At 60.5% G+C, this 21,945-nt stretch carries 17 protein-coding genes and 2 pseudogenes; 10 read left to right on the top strand and 9 right to left on the bottom strand.

Annotation, left to right across the window (positions count from 1 at the left end):
- The first annotated feature begins 211 nt into the window (after positions 1–211).
- The 6 genes from gatC (at position 212) to ACIQY3_RS17990 (ending at position 5,432) form a co-directional block, all read left to right on the top strand.
- A complete protein-coding gene (gene gatC / locus ACIQY3_RS18015; RefSeq protein ID WP_007901429.1) occupies positions 212–499 on the top strand; it encodes an Asp-tRNA(Asn)/Glu-tRNA(Gln) amidotransferase subunit GatC in 288 nt (95 codons plus the stop codon).
- A gap of 16 nt (positions 500–515) precedes the next feature.
- Positions 516–1,967 (top strand): Asp-tRNA(Asn)/Glu-tRNA(Gln) amidotransferase subunit GatA, encoded by a 1,452-nt coding sequence (gene gatA / locus ACIQY3_RS18010; RefSeq protein WP_403021813.1) that lies wholly within the window; start codon positions 516–518, stop codon positions 1,965–1,967.
- Between the two features lie 10 nt (positions 1,968–1,977).
- Positions 1,978–3,423, top strand: a complete 1,446-nt coding sequence (gene gatB, locus ACIQY3_RS18005) for an Asp-tRNA(Asn)/Glu-tRNA(Gln) amidotransferase subunit GatB (RefSeq protein ID WP_123516362.1) — start codon at positions 1,978–1,980, stop codon at positions 3,421–3,423.
- Between the two features lie 149 nt (positions 3,424–3,572).
- Positions 3,573–3,947 carry a septal ring lytic transglycosylase RlpA family protein gene (locus tag ACIQY3_RS18000; RefSeq protein WP_163908404.1) on the top strand — a complete coding sequence of 125 codons (375 nt, stop codon included), beginning with the start codon at positions 3,573–3,575 and terminating at the stop codon, positions 3,945–3,947.
- Between the two features lie 46 nt (positions 3,948–3,993).
- Complete coding sequence (locus tag ACIQY3_RS17995; protein WP_403021810.1) at positions 3,994–5,055, top strand: calcium/sodium antiporter; 1,062 nt, start codon at positions 3,994–3,996, stop codon at positions 5,053–5,055.
- Positions 5,052–5,432: a carboxymuconolactone decarboxylase family protein gene (locus ACIQY3_RS17990; protein WP_403021808.1), complete on the top strand. Its 381-nt coding sequence runs from the start codon at positions 5,052–5,054 to the stop codon at positions 5,430–5,432. Before ACIQY3_RS17995 ends, ACIQY3_RS17990 begins: the two co-directional genes overlap by 4 nt.
- 156 nt (positions 5,433–5,588) lie before the next feature.
- On the opposite strand, the gene ACIQY3_RS17985 is transcribed toward ACIQY3_RS17990, so the two are convergent.
- The 5 genes and pseudogenes from ACIQY3_RS17985 to kdgD all read right to left on the bottom strand — a co-directional run bounded on the left by ACIQY3_RS17985 (position 5,589) and on the right by kdgD (position 12,204).
- Positions 5,589–6,530, bottom strand: a complete 942-nt coding sequence (locus ACIQY3_RS17985) for an AEC family transporter (RefSeq protein WP_403021806.1) — start codon at positions 6,528–6,530, stop codon at positions 5,589–5,591.
- Positions 6,531–6,689: 159 nt separating this feature from the next.
- Positions 6,690–8,243, bottom strand: a complete 1,554-nt coding sequence (gene garD, locus ACIQY3_RS17980) for a galactarate dehydratase (protein ID WP_169371616.1) — start codon at positions 8,241–8,243, stop codon at positions 6,690–6,692.
- 11 nt (positions 8,244–8,254) lie between these two features.
- Positions 8,255–9,652, bottom strand: a pseudogene (locus ACIQY3_RS17975) (MFS transporter); the annotation flags it as partial.
- A gap of 134 nt (positions 9,653–9,786) precedes the next feature.
- Positions 9,787–11,232, bottom strand: coding sequence for an aldehyde dehydrogenase family protein (locus ACIQY3_RS17970; protein ID WP_403021804.1), 1,446 nt, complete (start codon positions 11,230–11,232; stop codon positions 9,787–9,789).
- A gap of 60 nt (positions 11,233–11,292) precedes the next feature.
- Positions 11,293–12,204 carry a 5-dehydro-4-deoxyglucarate dehydratase gene (kdgD, locus tag ACIQY3_RS17965; RefSeq protein WP_027924508.1) on the bottom strand — a complete coding sequence of 304 codons (912 nt, stop codon included), beginning with the start codon at positions 12,202–12,204 and terminating at the stop codon, positions 11,293–11,295.
- A 237-nt stretch (positions 12,205–12,441) separates the two neighbouring features.
- On the opposite strand from kdgD, the pseudogene ACIQY3_RS17960 reads away from it, so the two are divergent.
- Both ACIQY3_RS17960 and ACIQY3_RS17955 read left to right on the top strand, forming a co-directional pair.
- A pseudogene (locus ACIQY3_RS17960) lies at positions 12,442–13,739 on the top strand (phospholipase).
- Between the two features lie 15 nt (positions 13,740–13,754).
- Positions 13,755–13,946 (top strand): hypothetical protein, encoded by a 192-nt coding sequence (locus ACIQY3_RS17955; RefSeq protein WP_403021802.1) that lies wholly within the window; start codon positions 13,755–13,757, stop codon positions 13,944–13,946.
- 290 nt (positions 13,947–14,236) lie between these two features.
- Here ACIQY3_RS17955 and ACIQY3_RS17950 read toward each other — a convergent pair whose 3' ends face one another.
- The 4 genes from ACIQY3_RS17950 to ACIQY3_RS17935 form a co-directional block, all read right to left on the bottom strand.
- Entirely contained in the window at positions 14,237–14,986 is a 750-nt protein-coding gene (locus tag ACIQY3_RS17950; RefSeq protein WP_054616145.1) for a FadR/GntR family transcriptional regulator, read from the bottom strand.
- 196 nt (positions 14,987–15,182) lie between these two features.
- Entirely contained in the window at positions 15,183–16,910 is a 1,728-nt protein-coding gene (locus ACIQY3_RS17945; protein ID WP_403021799.1) for an ABC transporter ATP-binding protein/permease, read from the bottom strand.
- A 97-nt stretch (positions 16,911–17,007) separates the two neighbouring features.
- Complete coding sequence (locus ACIQY3_RS17940) at positions 17,008–17,568, bottom strand: response regulator transcription factor (protein ID WP_403021797.1); 561 nt, start codon at positions 17,566–17,568, stop codon at positions 17,008–17,010.
- A complete protein-coding gene (locus ACIQY3_RS17935) occupies positions 17,561–18,823 on the bottom strand; it encodes an ATP-binding protein (protein WP_403021795.1) in 1,263 nt (420 codons plus the stop codon). Before ACIQY3_RS17935 ends, ACIQY3_RS17940 begins: the two co-directional genes overlap by 8 nt.
- A 278-nt stretch (positions 18,824–19,101) precedes the next feature.
- Here ACIQY3_RS17935 and ACIQY3_RS17930 point away from each other — a divergent pair, with 278 nt between their 5' ends.
- Positions 19,102–19,821, top strand: a complete 720-nt coding sequence (locus ACIQY3_RS17930; protein WP_403021793.1) for an SIMPL domain-containing protein — start codon at positions 19,102–19,104, stop codon at positions 19,819–19,821.
- A gap of 406 nt (positions 19,822–20,227) precedes the next feature.
- A complete protein-coding gene (locus tag ACIQY3_RS17925; RefSeq protein WP_403021791.1) occupies positions 20,228–21,829 on the top strand; it encodes an ABC transporter substrate-binding protein in 1,602 nt (533 codons plus the stop codon).
- Positions 21,830–21,945: the final 116 nt, after the last annotated feature.

Below are 21,945 nucleotides of genomic sequence, written 5' to 3'. Positions count from 1 at the left end.
GGGACAGGGACCCTAGGCAACGCGTGGCTAAAACAGTGCGGCAAACACTAACAACGACAGGGATAGTGGGCAAGGCGCCAATATGTTAAATTGGCCGCTTTTCTGTGCACCAACCCCCACAATCGCGGCCTTATGACCGTAGAAATGCGGTAGTGTTCCGACAATCTAACACACGGACGCCGTCCGTTCTGTTTTCCACTGGAGAATCGCAATGGCGCTTGAACGCTCCGACGTGGAAAAAATCGCACATCTGGCCTGCCTTGGCCTGAATGATGCCGATCTTCCACACATCACTTCGGCCCTGAACAGCATTCTCGGGCTGGTCGACGAAATGCAGGCGGTCAATACCGATGGTATCGAGCCGCTGGCCCACCCACTGGAAGCCAGCCAGCGCCTGCGCGCAGACGTCGTGACCGAGACCAATCATCGCGAGGCCTATCAGTCCATCGCACCAGCGGTCGAAAACGGCCTGTACCTGGTTCCGAAAGTCATCGACTAAAGGGAAAGAGCCTGCAATGCATCAAATGACTCTGGCCGAGATCGCCCGCGGACTCGCCGATAAAAAGTTTTCTTCCGAAGAGCTGACCAAAGTCCTGCTGGCGCGCATCGCCCAGCTCGATCCTCAGCTCAACAGCTTCATCAGCCTCACCGAAGACCTGGCGCTCCAGCAGGCGAAAGCCGCTGACGCACGCCGGGCCAATGGTGAGAGCGGCGCCCTGCTCGGCGCGCCGATCGCCCACAAAGACCTGTTCTGCACCCAGGGCATCCGCACCAGCTGCGGCTCGAAGATGCTCGACAACTTCAAAGCACCGTACGACGCCACCGTCGTCGCCAAACTGGCCGCCGCCGGTGCCGTGACCCTCGGCAAGACCAACATGGACGAATTCGCCATGGGCTCGGCCAACGAGTCGAGCTACTACGGCGCGGTGAAAAACCCGTGGAACCTGGAACACGTGCCGGGCGGTTCGTCCGGTGGTTCGGCCGCCGCTGTTGCCGCTCGTCTGTTGCCAGCCGCGACCGCCACCGACACCGGCGGCTCGATCCGCCAACCGGCTGCGTTCACCAACCTCACCGGCCTGAAACCGACGTACGGTCGTGTTTCGCGCTGGGGCATGATCGCTTACGCCTCGAGCCTTGATCAGGGCGGCCCATTGGCCCGCACCGCCGAAGACTGCGCGATCCTGCTGCAAGGCATGGCCGGTTTCGATGCGAATGACTCCACCAGCATCGACGAACCCGTGCCGGATTACAGCGCCAGCCTCAATGGCTCGCTGCAAGGCCTGCGCATCGGCGTGCCGAAGGAATACTTCAGCGCCGGTCTCGACCCGCGCATCGCCGAACTGATCCATAACAGCGTCAAGGAGCTGGAAAAGCTCGGCGCCGTGATCAAGGAAATCAGCCTGCCGAACATGCAGCACGCGATTCCTGCGTACTACGTGATCGCCCCGGCAGAAGCCTCGTCCAACCTGTCGCGTTTTGATGGCGTGCGTTTCGGCCATCGCTGCGACGATCCGAAAAACCTGGAAGACCTGTACAAGCGTTCCCGTGGCGAAGGTTTCGGCCCGGAAGTGCAGCGCCGGATCATGGTCGGTGCCTACGCGCTGTCGGCCGGTTACTACGACGCTTACTACCTGAAGGCGCAGAAAATCCGTCGCCTGGTGAAGAACGACTTCATGGCGGCCTTTAATGAGGTCGACATCATCCTCGGCCCAACCACGCCTAACCCGGCCTGGAAGCTTGGCGCCAAGAACAGCGACCCGGTCGCTGCCTATCTGGAAGATGTCTACACCATCACCGCCAACCTCGCGGGTCTGCCGGGCTTGTCCATGCCGGCCGGTTTTGTCGACGGTCTGCCGGTCGGCGTGCAATTGCTCGCTCCGTATTTCCAGGAAGGTCGCCTGTTGAACGTTGCCCATCAGTATCAGTTGAACACTGACTGGCACACCCGCACCCCAACCGGCTTCTGAGGAGAAACACATGCAATGGGAAGTCGTGATCGGGCTGGAGATTCATACCCAGCTCACTACCCGGTCGAAAATCTTTTCCGGTAGTTCCACCACGTTTGGTTCCGAACCGAACACCCAGGCCAGCCTCGTAGACCTGGGCATGCCCGGCGTACTGCCGGTGCTGAACCAGGAAGCGGTGCGCATGGCGGTGATGTTCGGTCTGGCTATCGATGCCGAGATCGGCCAACACAACGTGTTCGCCCGTAAAAACTATTTCTACCCGGACCTGCCCAAGGGCTACCAGATCAGCCAGATGGAATTGCCGATCGTCGGCAAGGGCCACCTGGACATCGCCATGGAAGACGGCACGATCAAACGTGTCGGCGTAACCCGTGCGCACCTGGAAGAAGACGCCGGTAAAAGCCTGCACGAAGAGTTCAACGGTGCCACCGGCATCGACCTGAACCGTGCCGGCACGCCGCTGCTGGAAATCGTGTCCGAGCCGGACATGCGCAGCGCCAAGGAAGCCGTGGCTTACGTCAAGACAGTTCACGCGCTGGTACGTTACCTGGGCATCTGCGACGGCAACATGGCCGAAGGTTCGCTGCGTTGCGACTGCAACGTGTCGATCCGTCCGAAAGGCCAGGTTGAATTTGGCACCCGCTGCGAGATCAAGAACGTCAACTCGTTCCGCTTCATCGAGAAGGCGATCAACAGCGAAGTGCAGCGTCAGATCGAGCTGATCGAAGACGGCGGTAAAGTCATCCAGCAGACCCGTCTGTACGATCCGAACAAGGACGAAACCCGTCCGATGCGCAGCAAAGAGGAAGCCAACGACTACCGTTACTTCCCGGATCCGGACCTGTTGCCAGTGGTCATCGAGGACTCGTTCCTCAATGACGTGCGCGCCACCCTGCCGGAATTGCCACCGCAGAAACGCGAGCGCTTCCAGGCGCAGTTCGGGCTGTCGGTGTATGACGCGAGCGTCCTGGCCACCAGCCGCGAGCAAGCGGATTACTTCGAGAAAGTCGCGAGCATTGGCGGCGACGCCAAACTGGCGGCCAACTGGGTCATGGTTGAACTGGGCAGCCTGTTGAACAAACAGGGCCTGGACATCGACCAGTCGCCGGTTTCGGCCGAGCAACTGGGCGGCATGCTGCTGCGCATCACCGACAACACCATCTCCGGCAAAATCGCCAAGGTTGTGTTCGAAGCGATGGCCAACGGCGAAGGCAGCGCGGACGAGATCATCGAAAAACGTGGCCTGAAGCAAGTGACCGACAGCGGCGCGATTTCCGCGGTGCTCGACGAAATGCTCGCGGCCAACGCCGAACAGGTCGAACAGTACCGCGCGGCTGACGAAGCCAAACGCGGCAAGATGTTCGGCTTCTTCGTCGGCCAGGCCATGAAAGCCTCCAAAGGCAAGGCCAACCCGCAACAGGTCAACGAACTGCTGAAAAGCAAGCTCGAAGGCTGATGGACATGGAGCCAGATTTAACGCCTGGCTCCAATCCCCTGTGGGAGCGGGCTTGCTCGCGAATGCGGTTCGGCACTCAATACAAGGTTGACTGTCAGAATGCATTCGCGAGCAAGCCCGCTCCCACATTTGTTTTTGGAAGCTTTCAAATGAAGCGTCTACTCGGCGCCTGCGCCCTGCTCTCCCTGTTGGCCGGTTGCGCCAGCAACGACATCATCGACCCACACGGTTACGACAAGACCGGCACGGCGTCCTATTACGGCGCCAAACACCAAGGTAAACGCACCGCCAGCGGCGAGCGTTTCGACAAGAATTCCCTGACCGCCGCCCACCGCCAATTGCCGTTCGGCACACGGGTGAAGGTCACCAATCTGAATAACGACAAATCCTGCGTGGTGCGGATCAACGACCGTGGGCCGCATACCCGTGGGCGCCTGATCGACGTGTCCCATGCCGCTGCAGTGCGGCTCGGCATGATCGGCAGCGGCACCGCGAAGGTTCGCGTGCAGGCCCTCGACGACTGATGGAGCCCTGACCATTTACGGTTTAGAAGACATCCCTCTGCTGAGCGTGATTGAACTGCTCAGCGGCCTGTTTCTGCTGATCGCCGGCGCCGAGTTGATGGTGCGCGCCGCCGTGCGCCTGGCCGCGCGCCTGCATGTGCGGCCGCTGATCATCGGCCTGACCATCGTCGCCCTCGGCAGCAGCGCCCCGCAGATGGCCGTCAGCCTGCAAGCGATGCTCGCGCAAAACGCCGACATCGCCGTCGGCAGCGTAATCGGCAGCAGCATCTTCAACATCCTCGTGACCCTCGGCCTGTCGGCGCTGATCATTCCGTTGCGGGTGTCGCGGCAATTGGTGCGCCTGGACATCCCGCTGATGATCGGCGCCAGCCTGTTGGTGTGCGTGCTGGCCTGGAACGAGGAACTGACCCGCACCGACGGCGTGATCCTGCTGGCCGCGCTGGTGTTGTACCTCGGTTTGCTCCTGCGCCAGTCGCGGCACTCGGCCCGGCCACCATCGAGCGATGAATCGAAGGCCCAGGCACCGTGGATCAGCAGTCTGTTGATGATCGTCGCCGGGCTGGCGATGCTCGTGTATGCCGGGCATTTGTTGTTGGGGGCTGCGGTATCGGTCGCCACCGACCTGGGGCTGTCGGAACGGATCATCGGCCTGACCATCGTCGCCATCAGCACGTCCCTGCCGGAACTGGCCACCTCATTGATCGCCGCACTGCGTGGTCAGCGGGAGATTGCCGTGGGCAACGTCATCGGTAGCAACCTGTTCAACCTGTTAGGTGTGCTCGGCTTTACCGCATTGGTGGCGCCGTCGCCGCTGTCGGTGTCGCCCAACGCCCTGGCTTTCGACTTGCCGGTGATGCTCGGCGTCGCCGCGCTGTGCCTGCCGGTGTTCTATTCCGGTTACCGGGTGACCCGCGCCGAGGGCCTGCTGTTTCTAGGTTTGTACCTGGCGTATGGGTTGCACGTGGTGTCGTTCACCACCGGCATGCCCCTGGCCGGCAAGCTCGAACACTTGATGCTGATTTTCGTCTTGCCGGCGCTGGTGGCGTTTCTGCTGTTCACGTCGCTGCGCGCCTGGCGTCGCCAACACCACAAGAGGGATGTGCCATGACCGAAAACAAAAAGCCCGGCGTTGAAGTCCGCCGCCAAGTGATGGGCGATGCCTTCGTCGATCGGGCACTGGGCAATGCCACCGAGTTCAGCCAGCCGCTGCAGGATTTCGTCAACGATCACGCCTGGGGCAGCGTCTGGAACCGCGAAGGCCTGCCGCTGAAAACCCGCAGCCTGATCACCCTCGCCGCGCTGACCGCGCTGAAGTGCCCGCAAGAGTTGAAAGGCCATGTGCGTGGTGCGCTGAACAACGGTTGCACCGTGGAAGAGATTCGCGAGGCGTTGCTGCATTGCGCGGTGTATGCCGGCGTGCCGGCGGCGGTTGATGCGTTTCGCGCGGCGCAGGAAGTGATCGATAGTTATCAGAAGCCGGAGTAAATCGCAGGCATTTGTGGTGACTGTTCCGCCGTCTTCGCGAGCAAGCCCGCTCCCACAGTCGATCGAACCGACCACAAATCTTGTGTCCACTGGAGATCGACTGTGGGAGCGGGCTTGCTCGCGAAGAGGCCCTAAAGAACACCAAAAACCCTGAGGCTAAATCCACCCACCCCACTGCAACACAAAGATCCCGATGTTGGTGGTGATCGCCGCCATCAAGGTAGTGATCACAATAATCGCCGCCGCCAGTTCATGGTTGCCCTCGGCTTGTCGCGCCATGACAAAACTCGCCGCTGCCGTCGGGCTGCCGAAGTACAGAAACAGAATCCCCAACTCCGCCCCGCGAAAACCCCACAACCAGGCACCTACGGTCGCCAGCACCGGCAGGCCGATCATCTTCACCAGGCTTGAACTCAGCGCCATGCTGCCGCTCTTGCGCAACGCCGCCAGCGACAAGGTGCCGCCGATGCAGATCAGCGCCAATGGCAGCGTGGTTTGCGCCAGGTACTGGCCGGACGTTTCCAGCCACCCCGGCAGACTGAGCTTGAAATACGCAAACGGCGCCGCCGCAAACACGCTGATGATCAGCGGGTTGCTGAACACGCTTTTGCAGATGCTCCACGGGTCGGACTTGATCACCGGGCTGTACACCGCCAGCACGATGGTCGAGAGGGTGTTGTAAAACAGGATGACCAGCGCTGCGAGAATCGCCCCTAGGGAAATCCCGTAGTCGCCGTACATGCTCGCCGCCAGCGCCAGACCGATGACGCCGTTGTTACCGCGAAACGCACCTTGGGTGTAGATGCCGCGGTCTTCCCGCGGGCACTTCCAGATGGCCCAGGCCCAGGCGCCAGCGAAACTCGCCAGCGTGGCCAACGAGAAATAGATCAACAGTGCCGGTTGCAAGGCCGCGTGCAGGTCGGCATGCAGGATGCCCAGAAACAGCAACGCCGGCATGGTGACGTTGAACACCAGGGCCGACGCGGTGTGGATGAAGTTGTCGTTGATCCAGTCGATACGCTTGAGCAGCACACCCAGAAACAGCATGGCAAACACCGGCGCGGTGATGTTCAGGGTTTCGAGGAAGATTGCCAACATGCCGGGGAGAACCTTGGGTGGGTGTCGTTAGTGGGCTAATGATAAGCCAGCAAGTCCCCCGGCGTCTGGTCGGCCGCCTTCGCGAGCAAGCCCGCTCCCACAGGGGAATGCATTTCAAATGTGGGAGCGGGCTTGCTCGCGAAGAACGATAACGCGGTCTCAGGTAATCGGCGCCGGGTTGAACAACGTGATGTCGTTATGCAGTTTATGCTGCTCGGCCCACGTCTGTTTCTTGCCGCTGGCCACGTCCAGGTAGTAGTGGAAAAGCTCCCAGCCCAGATCCTCAATCGACGCCCGCCCGGTAGCAATCCGTCCGGCATCGATGTCGATCAGATCCGGCCAGCGTTGCGCCAGTTCAGTCCGGGTCGATACCTTCACCACTGGCGCCATCGCCAGGCCATACGGCGTGCCGCGCCCGGTGGTGAACACGTGCAGGTTCATCCCCGCCGCCAGTTGCAACGTCCCGCAGACAAAATCACTGGCCGGGGTCGCGCAGAAGATCAGGCCTTTGCGCTTGAAGCGTTCGCCCGGGCCGAGCACGCCGTTGATGGCGCTGCTGCCGGATTTGACGATCGAGCCCAGGGACTTCTCGACAATGTTCGACAACCCGCCCTTCTTGTTCCCCGGCGTGGTGTTGGCGCTGCGATCCGCCTCGCCTTTGGCCAGGTAACGGTCGTACCAGTCCATTTCCCGCACCAGTTCCTCGGCGACTTCCTTGGTTTCGGCCCGGGAGGTCAGCAGGTAAATCGCATCGCGCACTTCGGTGACTTCGGAAAACATCACCGTCGCACCGGCCCGCAGCAACAGGTCCGAGGCATAACCCAGCGCCGGGTTGGCGGTGATCCCGGAAAACGCATCGCTGCCGCCGCACTGCATACCCAGGATCAGCTCGGACGCCGGCACGGTTTCCCGGCGACGTTGATCGAGCTTCTTCAAGCGGGTTTCGGCCAGTGCCATGATCTGCTCGATCATCTCGGTAAAACCGTGACTCGAATCCTGCAAGCGATACAGCCACGGCTCGCTCAAATCCACCGAGCTGTCGTTATCGTGCATCACCTGCCCGGCCTGCAATTTCTCGCAGCCCAGGCTGATGACCAGCGCTTCGCCACCCAGGTTCGGGTTGCGCGCCAGGTTGCGCACGGTGCGGATCGGGATGTAGGCGTCGGTGGCGGTGATCGCCACGCCGCAACCGTAACTGTGGGTCAGCGCCACCACGTCATCGACGTTCGGATACAGCGGCAGCAACTCGTCTTTGATGCGCTTGACCGCATGATCCAGCACGCCAGTAACGCACTGCACCGTCGTGGTAATCCCGAGAATATTGCGCGTGCCGACAGTGCCGTCGGCATTGCGATAACCCTCGAAGGTGAAGCCTTCCAGCGGTGCCTGGGTCGCCGGCACATCGGTGGACAGCGGCAGGCTGTCCAGCGGTGGCGCGGTGGGCATGCGCAGTTGATCTTCCTTGACCCAACTGCCGCGCGGAATCGGCTGCAAGGCGTAGCCGATGGTCTGGCCATAGCGAATCACCTGGCCGCCCTCGGGAATGTCCTCAAGGGTGACCTTATGGCTCTGCGGCACAAAATCCACCGTCACCAGGCCATCGGGAAATTCGGTGCCGGCCGGCACGCCCTGGTCGTTGACCACGATCACCACATTGTCCCGCTCGTGCAGGCGGATGTAGCGCGGCGAGTCGGAATGTTCAATCAACTGCATGACGCCGCTCCTCAGGAATGCGCTTGAGACAATTTGTTGGTCACTTCAGGACCATTGACGGGAGGCTCTTTCAACACCACGCGTTTGATCGGGCCGACGATCACCAGGTAGCTGAATACCGCGACCAGTGCGTTGCAACCGACAAACACCAGGGCCCATTTGAACGAACCGGTGGCGCTGATGATGTAGCCGATAACGATCGGTGTGGTGATCGACGCGATGTTGCCGAACATGTTGAACAGGCCGCCACTCAAACCGGCAATCTGTTTTGGCGAGGTGTCGGAAACGACCGCCCAGCCCAGTGCGCCAACGCCTTTACCGAAGAATGCCAGGGCCATGAAACCGACCACCATCCATTCGATGTCCACGTAGTTGCACGCGACGATGCTGCTGGAAACCAGCAAACCGGCAATGATCGGCGCCTTGCGGGCGAAGGTCAGGGAATGGCCCTTGCGCAGCAGGTAATCGGAAATCACCCCGCCGAGCACGCCGCCGATAAAGCCGCAGATCGCCGGCAGCGAGGCAATGAACCCAGCCTTGAGAATGGTCATGCCGCGTTCTTGCACCAGGTACACCGGGAACCAGGTCAGGAAGAAGTAGGTGATGCCGTTGATGCAGTACTGGCCCAAGTACACGCCGAGCATCATGCGGTTGGTCAGCAACTGGCGGATGTAGTCCCACTTCGGACCGTCGACCTTTTTGCCTTTGCCTTTGTCCTGGTCCATATCGACCATGCCGCCGTTGTCGGCGATGTGCTTGAACTCGGCGTCGTTGATCATCGGGTGCTGGCGCGGGCTGTGGATAACTTTCAGCCAGATCAGCGAGAACACGATGCCGATGCCGCCCATCACCACAAACACGTGCTGCCAGCCGAAGGTGTAGACGATCCAGCCCATCAGCGGTGCGAACAACACGGTGGCGAAGTATTGCGCCGAGTTGAAAATCGCCGAGGCGGTGCCGCGTTCAGCGGTCGGGAACCAGGCTGCCACGATACGTGCGTTGCCGGGGAAGGATGGCGCTTCGGCCAGACCCACCAGGAAGCGCAGCATGAACAGCGCGACGATGGCCGTGGACATGCCGAACTCACCGACATAACCCTGGAGCACGGTGAACAGCGACCAGGTGAAGATGCTCAGCGCGTAGATTTTTTTCGAGCCGAAACGGTCGAGCAGCCAGCCACCGGGAATTTGCCCGGCCACGTAGGCCCAACCGAATGCAGAGAAGATGTAGCCAAGGGTGACCGCGTCGATGCCGAGGTCTTTTTGCAGGCTGGAGCCGGCGATGGCGATAGTGGCCCGGTCGGCGTAGTTGATCGTGGTCACCAGGAACAGCATGAGCAAAATCAAATAGCGGACGTGGGTCGGCTTGGTCGCTTGCATGTAGATGTACTCCCACTGATTATTTTTATGCGCGGGTGAATCTTGGTTTTTCTGTGGGAGCGAGCCTGCTCGCGAAGGTGGTCAACGATGACGAAGGGCATCAGATTGAATGCTGCGTCCTCAAGACCATCGCGAGCAAGCTCGCTCCCACAGGGGTATTACGTTTACGAGCCGATGTAGCTGGTTTTCACGACCGTGTAGAACTCTTGCGCGTAGCGACCTTGCTCGCGGGAACCATAGGATGAACCTTTACGCCCACCGAACGGAACGTGGTAATCCACGCCGGCGGTCGGCAGGTTGACCATCACCATCCCGGCCTGGGAGTGGCGCTTGAAGTGGTTGGCGTACTTCAACGAGGTGGTGGCGATGCCCGCCGACAGACCGAATTCGGTGTCGTTGGCCATAGCCAGTGCCGCTTCGTAATCCGCCACGCGAACCACGTTGGCTACCGGGCCGAAGATTTCTTCACGGCTGATGCGCATCGCCGCTTCGCTGTCGGCAAACAGCGTTGGCGCGAGGTAGTAGCCTTCGGTGTCGCAGGTCACCAAGCCACCGCCGCTGACCAGACGTGCACCTTCGGACTGGCCGATATCGATGTACTTCAGGTCTTGTTCCAGCTGGGCTTGCGAGACGACCGGACCGATGTCGGTGCCGGTTTTCAGCGCGTGGCCAACCTTGATCGACTTCATGCGCTCGGCCACGGCTTCGACGAACTTGTCGTGGATGCCGGCGGTAACGATGAAGCGGCTCGACGCGGTGCAACGCTGGCCGGTGGAGTAGAACGCGCTCTGTACCGACAGCTCGACCGCTTGTTTCAGGTCGGCGTCATCGAGAATGATCTGCGGGTTCTTGCCGCCCATTTCCAGCTGTACTTTTGCTTGGCGCGACACGCAACTGACGGCGATCTGACGACCCACACCCACCGAACCGGTGAAGCTGATGCCGTCGACTTTCGGGCTCTGCACCAGCGCATCGCCAACCACACGACCGCTGCCCATCACCAGGTTGAACACACCAGCCGGGAAGCCAGCGCGGGAGATGATTTCCGCCAGCGCCCACGCGCAACCCGGCACCAGATCGGCGGGTTTCAGCACGACGCAGTTGCCGTAGGCCAGGGCCGGGGCAATCTTCCACGCAGGGATCGCGATCGGGAAGTTCCACGGGGTGATCAAACCAACCACGCCCAGGGCTTCGCGAGTGACTTCAACGTTGACGCCCGGACGCACCGACGGCAAGTAGTCGCCGGACAGACGCAGGGTTTCACCGGCGAAGAATTTGAAGATGTTGCCGGCGCGGGTCACTTCACCGATGGCTTCAGGCAGGGTCTTGCCCTCTTCCCGGGCCAGCAAGGTGCCGAGCTCTTCGCGGCGGGCGAGGATTTCGGTGCCGACTTTATCCAGCGAATCGTGGCGAGCCTGGATGCCCGACGTGGACCAGGCCGGGAACGCGGCGCGAGCGGCGTCGATGGCGGCGTGGACCTGGGCCAGATCGGCCTTGGCGTATTCACCGATGGTATCGGTCAGTTCGGACGGGTTGATATTGGCGCAGTATTCGCTGCCTGCAACCCACTCACCGTTGATGTAGTTATCAAAACGCTTTGAATCAACCACTGAGAATCTCCTCACGCAAAAGGCCGCTGATCACTCAGCGGCCTTGTTTAATCGGTTGTGTTACTGAGCACCTTGCTTGTCGATCAGCGCGGCGAGCATTTCGTACTCTTCAGCCGTCAGATCGGTCAGCGGTGCACGCACAGGACCTGCGTCATAACCGGCAATTTTTGCCCCGGCCTTGACGATGCTCACTGCGTAACCGGCCTTGCGGTTACGGATGTCCAGGTACGGCAGGAAGAAGTCGTCGATGATCTTGCCGACGGTGGCGTGATCTTCGCGGGCAATGGCGTGGTAGAAATCCATCGCGGTTTTCGGGATGAAGTTGAACACCGCCGACGAGTAGACCGGTACGCCCAGCGCCTTATAAGCAGCGGCATAGACTTCGGCGGTCGGCAAACCACCCAGGTAGCTGAAACGATCGCCGAGGCGGCGACGGATCGACACCATCAACTCGATATCGCCCAGGCCATCCTTGTAGCCGATCAGGTTCGGGCAGCGCTCGGCCAGGCGTTCCAGCAATGGCGCGGTCAGGCGGCACACGTTGCGGTTGTAAACCACCACGCCGATTTTCACCGATTTGCACACCGCTTCAACGTGGGCGGCAACGCCGTCCTGGCTGGCTTCGGTCAGGTAGTGCGGCAGCAGCAACAGGCCTTTGGCGCCCAGGCGCTCGGCTTCTTGAGCGTATTCGATGGCTTGACGGGTCGAACCGCCCACGCCGGCCAGGATTGGCACGCTGGTTTCGCAGGTGTCGACCGCAGTCTTGATGATTTCCGAATATTCGCTGGCCGCCAGAGAGAAGAACTCACCGGTGCCGCCCGCGGCGAACAATGCCGTGGCGCCGTATGGGGCCAGCCATTCGAGACGTTTGATATAGCCAGCGCGATGGAAATCGCCCTGGGCGTTGAAGTCGGTGACCGGGAAAGACAGTAGACCGGAAGAGAGGATGGACTTCAGTTCTTGTGGATTCATTATTCGAACACCCTGGGTTGCGACGTTTGTGTGTGAGGAAACCGTTCAGCCTTGGCCGAAGTTGTAAGTCATCGTACAACTTAAAATACAACCGTCAACTGCATTTCATCGCCGACCGCAAAATTGAGTCAGACAAGGTGATTTCTTGACGTAGGAAAATTCTCAACTAGGATCGTTAAAGCTGTATATCCATACAGCTAAATGTGAATCAACCTACGACATATCAAGGAGCTAGAAATGTCAGGTCTACACACTCAAACCCAGGAAATGCCGAAGCAGGTGATTGCCCGCTTCGATGATCTTTTTACGGAACACGGCATCGCCATAGCCGGGGACAACGATCACCTGATGCTGCACATTGCCGAACATCACAGCATAAACCGTCTTCGCTTCCCGGCAAAGCCCTGAGAGGCAAACCGATGCTGAAGTTTGAAGGTGGTGAGCACACCGCCATTGGCGACCAAACCCTGCTGCGTTTCGTCGAAAACGCCGCGCCGATCCCCGCCCACGATGTGCAACTGCATCTGCCCAATGGGCTCGCGCCAACTTACGGCCAGGTACTGGCGTTGGGCGGCGATTTCTATGGCATTCCTGATCGGCCGGTGAGCGATGGCGCCACCCCGGCGGATCGTCTGAACCGCTTTATTGCGGCTTTCGACACGCTGGCCGTGTTGTCCGCCTCCAAAGTCGAGGCGGTGAAAATCCTCGCGGTGATGCAAAAAGAGATCGATGCGGTTAAACAGGCGATCAAGGACGGTAAACAACCCCACGAAGCCTATGACGCCCTCGGTGATACGTTGTCGGAAGAGTGGAACAAGATCACCGGCGGCGGCAGTTTTGTCTCGGCCCTGTTCCCGCTGGGGCGTTATCTGAAACTGGCGGCGAACAATGCCGACCACTTTGGCGAGTGGGCGCAACAGGCTTACATCGCCGGGCACATCGCGGCGCTGCAACACGCCGCGGCGGCCCACGCCAGTCGTGACGAAAAACAGCTGGAAGTCGCCTACGCGATGAACGCGTTTGCCGATCACTTCCTCACCGACCTGTTTTCCGCCGGCCACCTGCGGGTGCCACGCAAAGCCTTGGCGGCGGCAGTCACACCGAGTGACCTTGGTTCGCTGATCACCCGTTTCATGCACGACGAAGACAGCAAGTTCGGCCTCAATGTGCGCAACGCCAACGGCGAGCAATGGCGTGCCTACGGGGACAAGCGTTACTTCGACGCCATCGACAGTGCCAATCGCCTGCACGTCAACGCAGCGGTTCAGTTGTCGGCGGATGAAGTGTTTGCGGCTTACCTCAGCGGCACGGTGCCGGCGCCCAGCAGCTTTGCAGCGCTGAAACAATTGCCCGACCTGCAAGCGGTGCTGAACCTGGCGAGCAATTTCTCGCCCCTGTTCCGCATCGAGGGCGGCAAGGTGCTGCGGCGCAAGGATGTGAACAACTTGAATGACACCGCCACCGTGGATGACTGGTGGGGCTGGAGCACTTACCTGCTGCTCAAGGACTACCACCCGACTGGCAATGTGGCCTGATAAGGAAATCTGAAGATGACAATTAAAGTGAAACTGGAACTGGCTTCAGGCCAATCATTGAAAGGTGCGCCGTTGGAGTTGCTGTCCAAAGGCGTGCCTATTGCGCGAGGGATTGTGGATGCTCAGGGGCAGGTGGTTTTTGAGGCCAAGAATGGCGCGACTGAGTTGGCGGTGCGGGTGGATCGGTCGATTTTGAAGGCTGGTTGACCTCTAACCTGATCGTTCCCACGCTCTGCGTGGGAATGCAACCGGGGACGCTCCGCGTCCTGAAGCGTGACGCAGAGCGTCACAGGAGGCATTCCCACGCAGAGCGTGGGAACGATCTCAACGGCTGGCTGAAGTTAATGCGCTAGGGCTGACGGCCTCTTCGCGAGCAAGCCCGCTCCCACATTTGATCGATGGTGTTCACACATTGTGTGTCCACCGAAGATCCCCTGTGGGAGCGGGCTTGCTCGCGAAAGCGGTCTATCACACAACAAATCAGTCAGCGGAAGAATTTACCCCCGCTGCGCCTCAGCCTCTTCATGGGCATGGCGCAGCCGTTCCCGACTATTCGTCAAATGCAACCGCATCGCCGCCCGCGCTGCATCGGAATCCTGGCGGGCAATGGCGTCGTAGATTTCTTCGTGTTCACGGCTCAGGCGATTCATGTAGTGCTGCTGGTCGTCATGGGCCAGCCGCGCGGAGTTGAGGCGCGTGCGCGGGATGATGCTGGTGCCCAGGTGGGTCATGATGTCGGTGAAGTAGCGGTTGCCGGTGGCCAGGGCGATTTGCAGGTGGAACTGGAAGTCCGACGCCACGGCATCGCTGGCGTGGGATGCACTTTCGTTGAGGGCGTCCAGTGCCGCACGCATCAGGCCCAATTGCTCGGCGCTACGGCGCTGGGCGGCGAGGCCGGCGGATTCCACTTCCAGGCTGATACGCAGTTCGAGGATCGCCAGCACATCACGCAGGGTGACGACGGTGGCCGGGTCAATACGGAAACCGCTCGGGCTCGGCGTGTCGAGCACGAAAGTGCCGATGCCGTGGCGGGTTTCCACCTGCCCGGCAGCCTGCAAACGGGAAATCGCTTCACGCACCACCGTACGGCTGACGCCATGGGCGTCCATGATCGCCGACTCGGTGGGCAACTTGTCGCCACGCTTGAGCTGACCGTCGCGGATCTGCTCGGACAGCACAGTCACCAGTTCCTGAGCGAGACTGCGGCGCTTGCGAGGGAGGCGAGGTGCGTCGATCGGGTTTTCCATGGTGAACGTCTGTCTCGAAAAATTCGGCTGAAACCGCATCATAGCGCAAGCGGGTTGTACGATCACCGTCGGGGTTGAACACCATTCTCCTTGTGGGAGCGGGCTTGCTCGCGAAGGCGGAGTGTCAGACACCTCAATGCTGGATGTCAGACCGCATTCGCGAGCAAGCCCGCTCCCACAGGGGGATTTGTGGTGATCAGGCGGTCACGGCCTGGTCCACCAGATGCCCATTGTCGATACGGATATGCCGTGGGTGGAAACGCTTCAGGCTGCTGCGATGCCCGACGCTGACAATGCTCAGCCCCGGCAATTCATCGATCAACGCCTGATACAGCGACGCTTCGTCATCTTCATCCATCGCCGACGTGGCTTCGTCCATGTACAGCCATTGCGGCGCATACAGCAGCGCGCGGGCAAAGGCCAAGCGTTGCTGCTCACCCGGCGACAACATGCGCTGCCAGTGATTGGCTTCGTCCAGACGCGCCACCAGGTGCGGCAAGCGGCAGGTTTCCAGCACTTCCACATAACGCTCAGGCAGATACGTGTCGCCGGGCTGTGGATAACTTAGCGCTTCACGCAACGTGCCGATCGGCAGATACGGCTTCTGCGGCAGGAAAAGGTAACGCGCCGCCGGCAGTCGAATGTTGCCGTGGCCCGCCGGCCACAAATGCCCCATCGCCCGCAGCAGCGTGGATTTACCGCTGCCGGAACGACCGCTGAGCATGACGCGGTCCCCCTCTTCCACCGTCATGTCCGCGTTGGTCAGCAAGTGGCGGCCGTCGGCGAGGTCCAGACCGAGGTTGTGGATTTTCAGCGCCGAACCCTGGTTCTGCACGTCGATGGCCGGTGCGCGCTCTTCGTTATCGGCCATGGCCTGACGGAAACTCAGCAGACGATCACAGGTGGCACGCCATGCGGCGAGGTCCGAATACGCGCTGATAAACCAGCTGAAGGCCTCTTGCACGTTGCCGAACGCTGAGCTGATTTGCATCAGTTCACCGAGTTCGATCTTGCCGGCAAAGTAACGCGGCGCGGCGACCATGAACGGGAAGATGATCGCGATCTGGCTGTAACCGGAGGTGAAAAAGGTCAGACGCTTGGACACCTTCATGATGTCCCAGAAGTTGTGCCAGACCATTCCGAAGCGGTTGCTCAGGCGCCGGTTTTCATTTGGCTCGCCGTTATACAGCGCGATGCTTTCGGCGTTTTCACGCACCCGCACCATGGAGAAACGCAAGTCAGCTTCGAAGCGTTGTTGTTGGTTGTTCAGGCCGATCAAACGCCGACCGATCAGATGCGTCAGCCAACTGCCGACCGCCGCGTACACCAGCACGCACCAGAACATGTAGCCGGGAATCTCATAGCCGAACACTTCGATGCTGCCCGACACGCCCCATAGGATGATCGAGAACGACACCAGGCTGACGACGTTGCGGATCAGCCCCAGGCCCAGGCTCAGGGTGTTGGTAGTGAAGCTGTTGAGGTCTTCGGAAATCCGCTGGTCCGGGTTATCGGTGTAGCCGCCCTGCTCCAGCTGGTAGTAATTCTTGTCGCCGAGCCAACGGGCGAAGTGTTTTTCAGTGAGCCAGGCCCGCCAGCGGATGGTCAGCATCTGGGTCAGGTAGAGCCGGTACACCGCGCCGACAATCGCCACGGCGGCAATCGCGCAGAAATACAGAATCAGCTTCCAGAACGCCGCTTCATCCTTCTTTTGCAGGGCGTTGTAGAAATCCTTGTACCAGGTGTTGAACCACACCGAGATGCCGACGCTGATCAGCGACAGTGCAATCACGGCGATCAGCAGCGTCCATGCCTTGACCTTCTCTTCGCTGCGCCAGTACGGCGTGGTCATCGCCCAGACTTTGCGAAAAAACTGCCCGCGCACAGCATCATTGACCGCGGAATATTCAGCGTTCTGATTCATGGATAAGGCTCGGTAGAGAAAAGAACACGCATGAACCGATCATAGATGATCGGCTCGGTTTATCGCGAGGCACGGCCGGCATTCGTTCAGCGCAGGTTCAGCGGCGAACGGGACGCTTCTGCAGTTTGCGCTGCAGCGTGCGGCGGTGCATGCCCAGGGCGCGGGCCGTGGCGGAGATGTTGCCTTCGTGCTCGGTCAACACCCGCTGGATGTGTTCCCACTGCAGGCGGTCCACGGACATCGGGTTTTCCGGCACCAGGGTGTCGAGGTCGGCGTGCTCGGACAGCAGCGCGGCCAGCACGTCATCGGCATCGGCCGGCTTACATAGATAGTTGCAGGCGCCGCGCTTGATCGCCTCGACGGCGGTGGCGATGCTCGAATAACCGGTGAGGATCACCACGCGCATTTCCGGGTCGAGTTCGAGCAACTTGGGCAGCAGCACCAGGCCCGAATCGCCGTCCATTTTCAGGTCGAGCGCGGCGTAATCCGGCAGGTCGGCCAGGGCGATGGTCAGGCCTTCTTCGGCGGAACCGGCGGTGCTGACGCGAAAACCCCGGCGGGCCATGGCGCGGGCCATCACGCGGGTGAAAGTGGCGTCGTCATCGACCAGCAACAAATGCGGCAGTTCTTCGCCTTCTACTTGGATCTCGTCACTCATGTTCGTCTCCTCGGGCGACACGGGGCAGGCGCAGCTCGGTGAGCGTGCCGCCTTCCTCATGACTGTAGAGTTTCACTGAGCCGCCGGCGCGTGTCACGCTGGCCTTGCTCAAAAACAGGCCCAGGCCGAAACCTTTGCCCTTGGTGGTAAAAAACGGTTTGCCAATCTGCTCGGCGATGGCCAGCGGCACACCGGCGCCGTGGTCGCGAATGCTGATGGTCAAGTCCTCGGGATTCCAGTCCAGGGTCACTTGCAGCCCTTCGGGGCAGGCATCCGCGGCATTGTTCAGCAAATTCAAGAGTGCCTGGGTCAGGTCCGGCGGCGGTGCCATGCGTGGCACGGTGCCCTGGCCGAGGCGCTGGAAGCGGTAACTGGCTTCCGGGCGCATCAGGTGCCAGCGGTTCAGGGCTTCGTCGAGCCAGTCGGTGACGTCCTGCATTTCCACGGCCAAACGGCGATTCGCCTCGGCGGCGCGCACCAGTTGCTGCAAGGTTTCTTTGCAGAGTTTGACCTGATCCTGCAGCACCTTCAGATCGTCCTGCAACATCGGGTCGGGATGATCCTGTTGCATCTCTTTGAGCAGCACGCTCATGGTCGCCAGAGGTGTGCCCAACTCGTGGGCGGCACCGGCGGCTTGCGTGGCGACGGCCAACAACTGCTGATCGCGCAGGCCTTCTTCACGGCGGATGGCGCGCAGTTCTTCCTGGCGGCGCAGCTCTTCGGCCATGCGTGCGGCGAAGAAGGTGATCACTGCGGCAGCGAGGGCAAAGCTCAGCCACATGCCGTAGACCTGCAGGTTTTCCCGGGCGATCGGGAAGGTTTGCAGCGGGTAGAACCGCGCCAGCAGCAAGGTGTACATGGCCAAGGCGATGCCGGACAGAATCAGCGAAAACCGCCACGGCAAGGTCACGGCGGCGATAGTCAGCGGCACCAGGTAATAAGAAACGAACGGGTTGGTCGAGCCGCCGGAGAAGTACAGCAAGGCACTGTGGATAAACAGGTCACAGGCCAGTTGCACGGCGTATTCGAGTTCGGTGACTGGCCACGAGGTGCGCAGGCGAATGGCTGTGAAGGCACACAGCAGCATCGAACAGCCGAGGGTCATTGCCAGTTGAAGCCAGGGCAATGGCAGCAAATCGAACCAGTAGGCCAGGCCCACGGAACCGGCCTGGGCGGCCAGCACTAAAGTGCGGATGAACGTCAGCCGCCAGAGGTTCTGGCGAGTCGCGGAAGTGATTTGAACGGGGGCGAGCATGAGCTCTCCTGATGAGCGCTCCAGGCGGATCGCACGGAGTATAACCAAGCAGGGGGGCTGACAGGCAAAAGTGCGGCAAACGGCCACATGGCGGGAAAGGTTGTGGCGTCTATAAGGACGCCTTCGCGGGCAAGCCACGCTCCCACATTGGAATGCGTTCCACCTCCTGTGTATCTGTATGAAAGTTGTAACTGGGCGAACCGGATCATAAAAGCTAGAGTCTGATGGTTTCACGCAGGCTCGGACCATAACCCCTGCGCCCCTTCAAGGAGCTTTTCATGCACACAATGCGCCGCAGCGCCGCCCTCCTCGCCCTTAGCGTTGGCACCGTCGCCAGCCTCCCGGCCCTGGCCGCCGACGAACTTCACTACAACCAGATTGCCCTGCGCGCCGAAGTCAGTCAGGAAGTGGCCCGCGACCTGATGATCGTGACCCTCTATACCGAAGAGCAAAACACCGACCCGGCCAAGCTCGCCGCCGACGTCAGCACCACCATGAACAAGGCTTTGGCACAGGCCAAGCAAGTCAAAGACATCACCCTGCGCCAGGGCAGCCGCAACAGCTACCCGATCTACGACACCAAGGGCCAGAAAATCACCGGCTGGCGTGAACGCGCCGAACTGCGCCTGGAAAGCTCGGACTTCGCCGCCCTGTCGAAACTGACCGGCGAACTGCTCACCGACCTGAAAATGGGCGGCATGGACTTCGCCATCGCCACGCCAACCCGCAAGGCCAGCGAAGACGCACTGCTCAAAGACGCCGTCACCGCGTTCAAGGCTCGCGCGCAACTGGCCACCGATGCGTTGGGCGGCAAGGGCTACAAAATCGTCAACCTGAACCTGAACAGCAACGGTTACCCACAACCCTACATGCGCGCGCCGATGATGATGAAAGCGGCGGGTATGGACTCGGCACCGGTGACGCCAGAAGTCGAGGCCGGCACCAGCCAGGTCAGCATGACGGCGGATGGGTCGATTGAAGTGTTGATGACGCCTTGATTCGATAAGCCCGTCTATAAGAACGGCGATCATTGAAGTGATCGCCGTTTTTTATTGCCCAGATTTTTGTGGTGATTGATCTGCCGCTATCGCGAGCAAGCCCGCTCCCACAGGGGGTCGGGGCTGGTCACAAATTCTGTGCCCGGCAAAAATCCATTGTGGGAGCGGGCTTGCTCGCGAAAGCGGTCTGTCAGGCACCGTGATGTTGAATGTGCCGCCGTCTTCGCGAGCAAGCCCGCTCCCACAGGGGTTCGGGGTCGTTCACACATTCCGTGTCCGCCACCCACCATTTTGATGGATGTATGCCCGGATAGAGGGGTCCACCTCAAAAAACGATATTTCCGCCCAACCGGTCAACAACGCTACTCTCAGGGGTATACCGCTACCCAAATCCCCCGGGGACTCCATGGAAAGAACCACCGTCAAACCGCTTGTGCTCGCCCTCGCCTTAGCCACCACCGCGCCATTCGCCCAAGCTGCCACGACCCTGGTCTACTGCTCCGAAGCCAGCCCCGCCGGTTTCGACCCCAGCCAGTACACCAGCGGCACTGACTTCGATGCTTCGGCCGAAACGGTTTTCAACCGTCTCACTCAGTTCAAGCGTGGCGGCACTGAAGTCGAGCCCGGCCTGGCGACGAGTTGGGACGTGAGCCAGGACGGCCTCAGCTACACCTTCCACCTGCGTGACGGCGTGAAGTTCCACACCACCGACTATTTCACCCCGACCCGGGATTTCAACGCCGACGATGTGCTGTTCACCTTCCAGCGCCTGCTCGACCCGGAGAATGCGTTTCGCAAGGCCTACCCCGCCGAGTCGCCGTACTTCACCGACATGGATTTGAACAAAACCATCAAGAGTGTCGACAAGCTCGACGAGCACACCGTGCGCTTCAGCTTGAACAACGTTGATGCCGCGTTCATCCAGAACCTGGCGATGAGCTTCGCCTCGGTGCAGTCCGCCGAATATGGCGCGCAGTTATTAAAAGAAGGCAAAGCGGCAGACATCAACCAGAAGCCCGTCGGCACGGGGCCGTTCGTGTTCAAGCGTTATCAGAAGGATTCGCAGATCCGCTTCGCCGGCAACAAGGCGTACTGGAAACCCGAGGACGTGAAAATCGACAACCTGGTGTTCTCGATCACCCCGGATGCCGCCGTGCGGTTGCAGAAACTCAAGGCCGGCGAATGCCAGGTCAGCGGCTACCCGCGCCCGGCCGATATCGAGGTGATGGAGAAAGACCCGAACCTGACCGTGCTCAAGCAGGCCGGTTTCAACCTCGGTTTCCTCGCTTATAACGTGACCCATCCACCGCTGGACCAGCTCAAGGTCCGTCAGGCCCTGGACATGGCCATCGACAAACCGGCGATCATCAAAGCCGTGTACCAGAGCGCCGGCCAGCTCGCTCAGAACGCCTTGCCACCGGCGCAATGGTCGTTTGACCCGAACATCAAGGACGCGCCCCACGACCCGACCAAGGCCAAGGCGCTACTGAAAGAAGCAGGGGTTGCGCCAGGTACGACCATTAATCTGTGGGCCATGACCGTGCAACGCGCCTCCAACCCCAATGCGCGGATGTCGGCGCAGATGATCCAGCAGGACTGGGAGAAAGTCGGGATCAAGGCCAACATCGTCAGCTATGAGTGGGGCGAGTACATCAAGCGCGCCAAGAATGGCGAACACGACGCGATGATCTACGGCTGGACCGGCGACAACGGCGACCCGGATAACTGGCTCGGCGTGCTGTACAGCTGTGCAGCCGTGAAAGGTAGCAACTACGCTAAGTGGTGCGATCCGGCGTACGACAAACTGGTCCAGCAGGCCAAGGTGTCGACCGACCGTGACGAGCGGGTCAAGTTGTACCAACAGGCGCAGAAAATCCTCAAGGAACAAGTGCCGATTACACCGATTGCCAACTCGACGGTGTTCCAGCCACTGCGTAAGGAAGTGACCGACTTCAAGATCAGCCCGTTTGGCCTCACGCCCTTCTATGGCGTGGGTATAAATAAGTAACACCACGCGCCAACCGGGTGCGCCATACGCCCCGGTTGCCCCTTCTTGGGGCGGCTTTTGCACCGTAAAAAACGTGCGCAAACGGTCAAATGCGTCAATATTTATACATATGCGAC

It is taken from the genome of Pseudomonas sp. NPDC096950, from assembly GCF_044762525.1.
Taxonomy (GTDB): domain Bacteria; phylum Pseudomonadota; class Gammaproteobacteria; order Pseudomonadales; family Pseudomonadaceae; genus Aquipseudomonas.
Note: the sequence above shows the minus strand (reverse complement) of the source record. Positions and strands in the feature narration are given on the sequence as shown.

Bases quoted from the DNA above. Each gene is read 5' to 3' on its own strand.
- gatC (WP_007901429.1), top strand. From the start codon at position 212: ATGGCGCTTGAACGCTCCGACGTGGAAAAAATCGCACATCTGGCCTGC.
- gatA (WP_403021813.1), top strand. From the start codon at position 516: ATGCATCAAATGACTCTGGCCGAGATCGCCCGCGGACTCGCCGATAAA.
- gatB (WP_123516362.1), top strand. From the start codon at position 1,978: ATGCAATGGGAAGTCGTGATCGGGCTGGAGATTCATACCCAGCTCACT.
- ACIQY3_RS18000 (WP_163908404.1), top strand. From the start codon at position 3,573: ATGAAGCGTCTACTCGGCGCCTGCGCCCTGCTCTCCCTGTTGGCCGGT.
- ACIQY3_RS17990 (WP_403021808.1), top strand. From the start codon at position 5,052: ATGACCGAAAACAAAAAGCCCGGCGTTGAAGTCCGCCGCCAAGTGATG.
- ACIQY3_RS17985 (WP_403021806.1), bottom strand. From the start codon at position 6,530: ATGTTGGCAATCTTCCTCGAAACCCTGAACATCACCGCGCCGGTGTTT.
- garD (WP_169371616.1), bottom strand. From the start codon at position 8,243: ATGCAGTTGATTGAACATTCCGACTCGCCGCGCTACATCCGCCTGCAC.
- kdgD (WP_027924508.1), bottom strand. From the start codon at position 12,204: ATGAATCCACAAGAACTGAAGTCCATCCTCTCTTCCGGTCTACTGTCT.
- ACIQY3_RS17955 (WP_403021802.1), top strand. From the start codon at position 13,755: ATGACAATTAAAGTGAAACTGGAACTGGCTTCAGGCCAATCATTGAAA.
- ACIQY3_RS17950 (WP_054616145.1), bottom strand. From the start codon at position 14,986: ATGGAAAACCCGATCGACGCACCTCGCCTCCCTCGCAAGCGCCGCAGT.
- ACIQY3_RS17945 (WP_403021799.1), bottom strand. From the start codon at position 16,910: ATGAATCAGAACGCTGAATATTCCGCGGTCAATGATGCTGTGCGCGGG.
- ACIQY3_RS17940 (WP_403021797.1), bottom strand. From the start codon at position 17,568: ATGAGTGACGAGATCCAAGTAGAAGGCGAAGAACTGCCGCATTTGTTG.
- ACIQY3_RS17935 (WP_403021795.1), bottom strand. From the start codon at position 18,823: ATGCTCGCCCCCGTTCAAATCACTTCCGCGACTCGCCAGAACCTCTGG.
- ACIQY3_RS17930 (WP_403021793.1), top strand. From the start codon at position 19,102: ATGCACACAATGCGCCGCAGCGCCGCCCTCCTCGCCCTTAGCGTTGGC.
- ACIQY3_RS17925 (WP_403021791.1), top strand. From the start codon at position 20,228: ATGGAAAGAACCACCGTCAAACCGCTTGTGCTCGCCCTCGCCTTAGCC.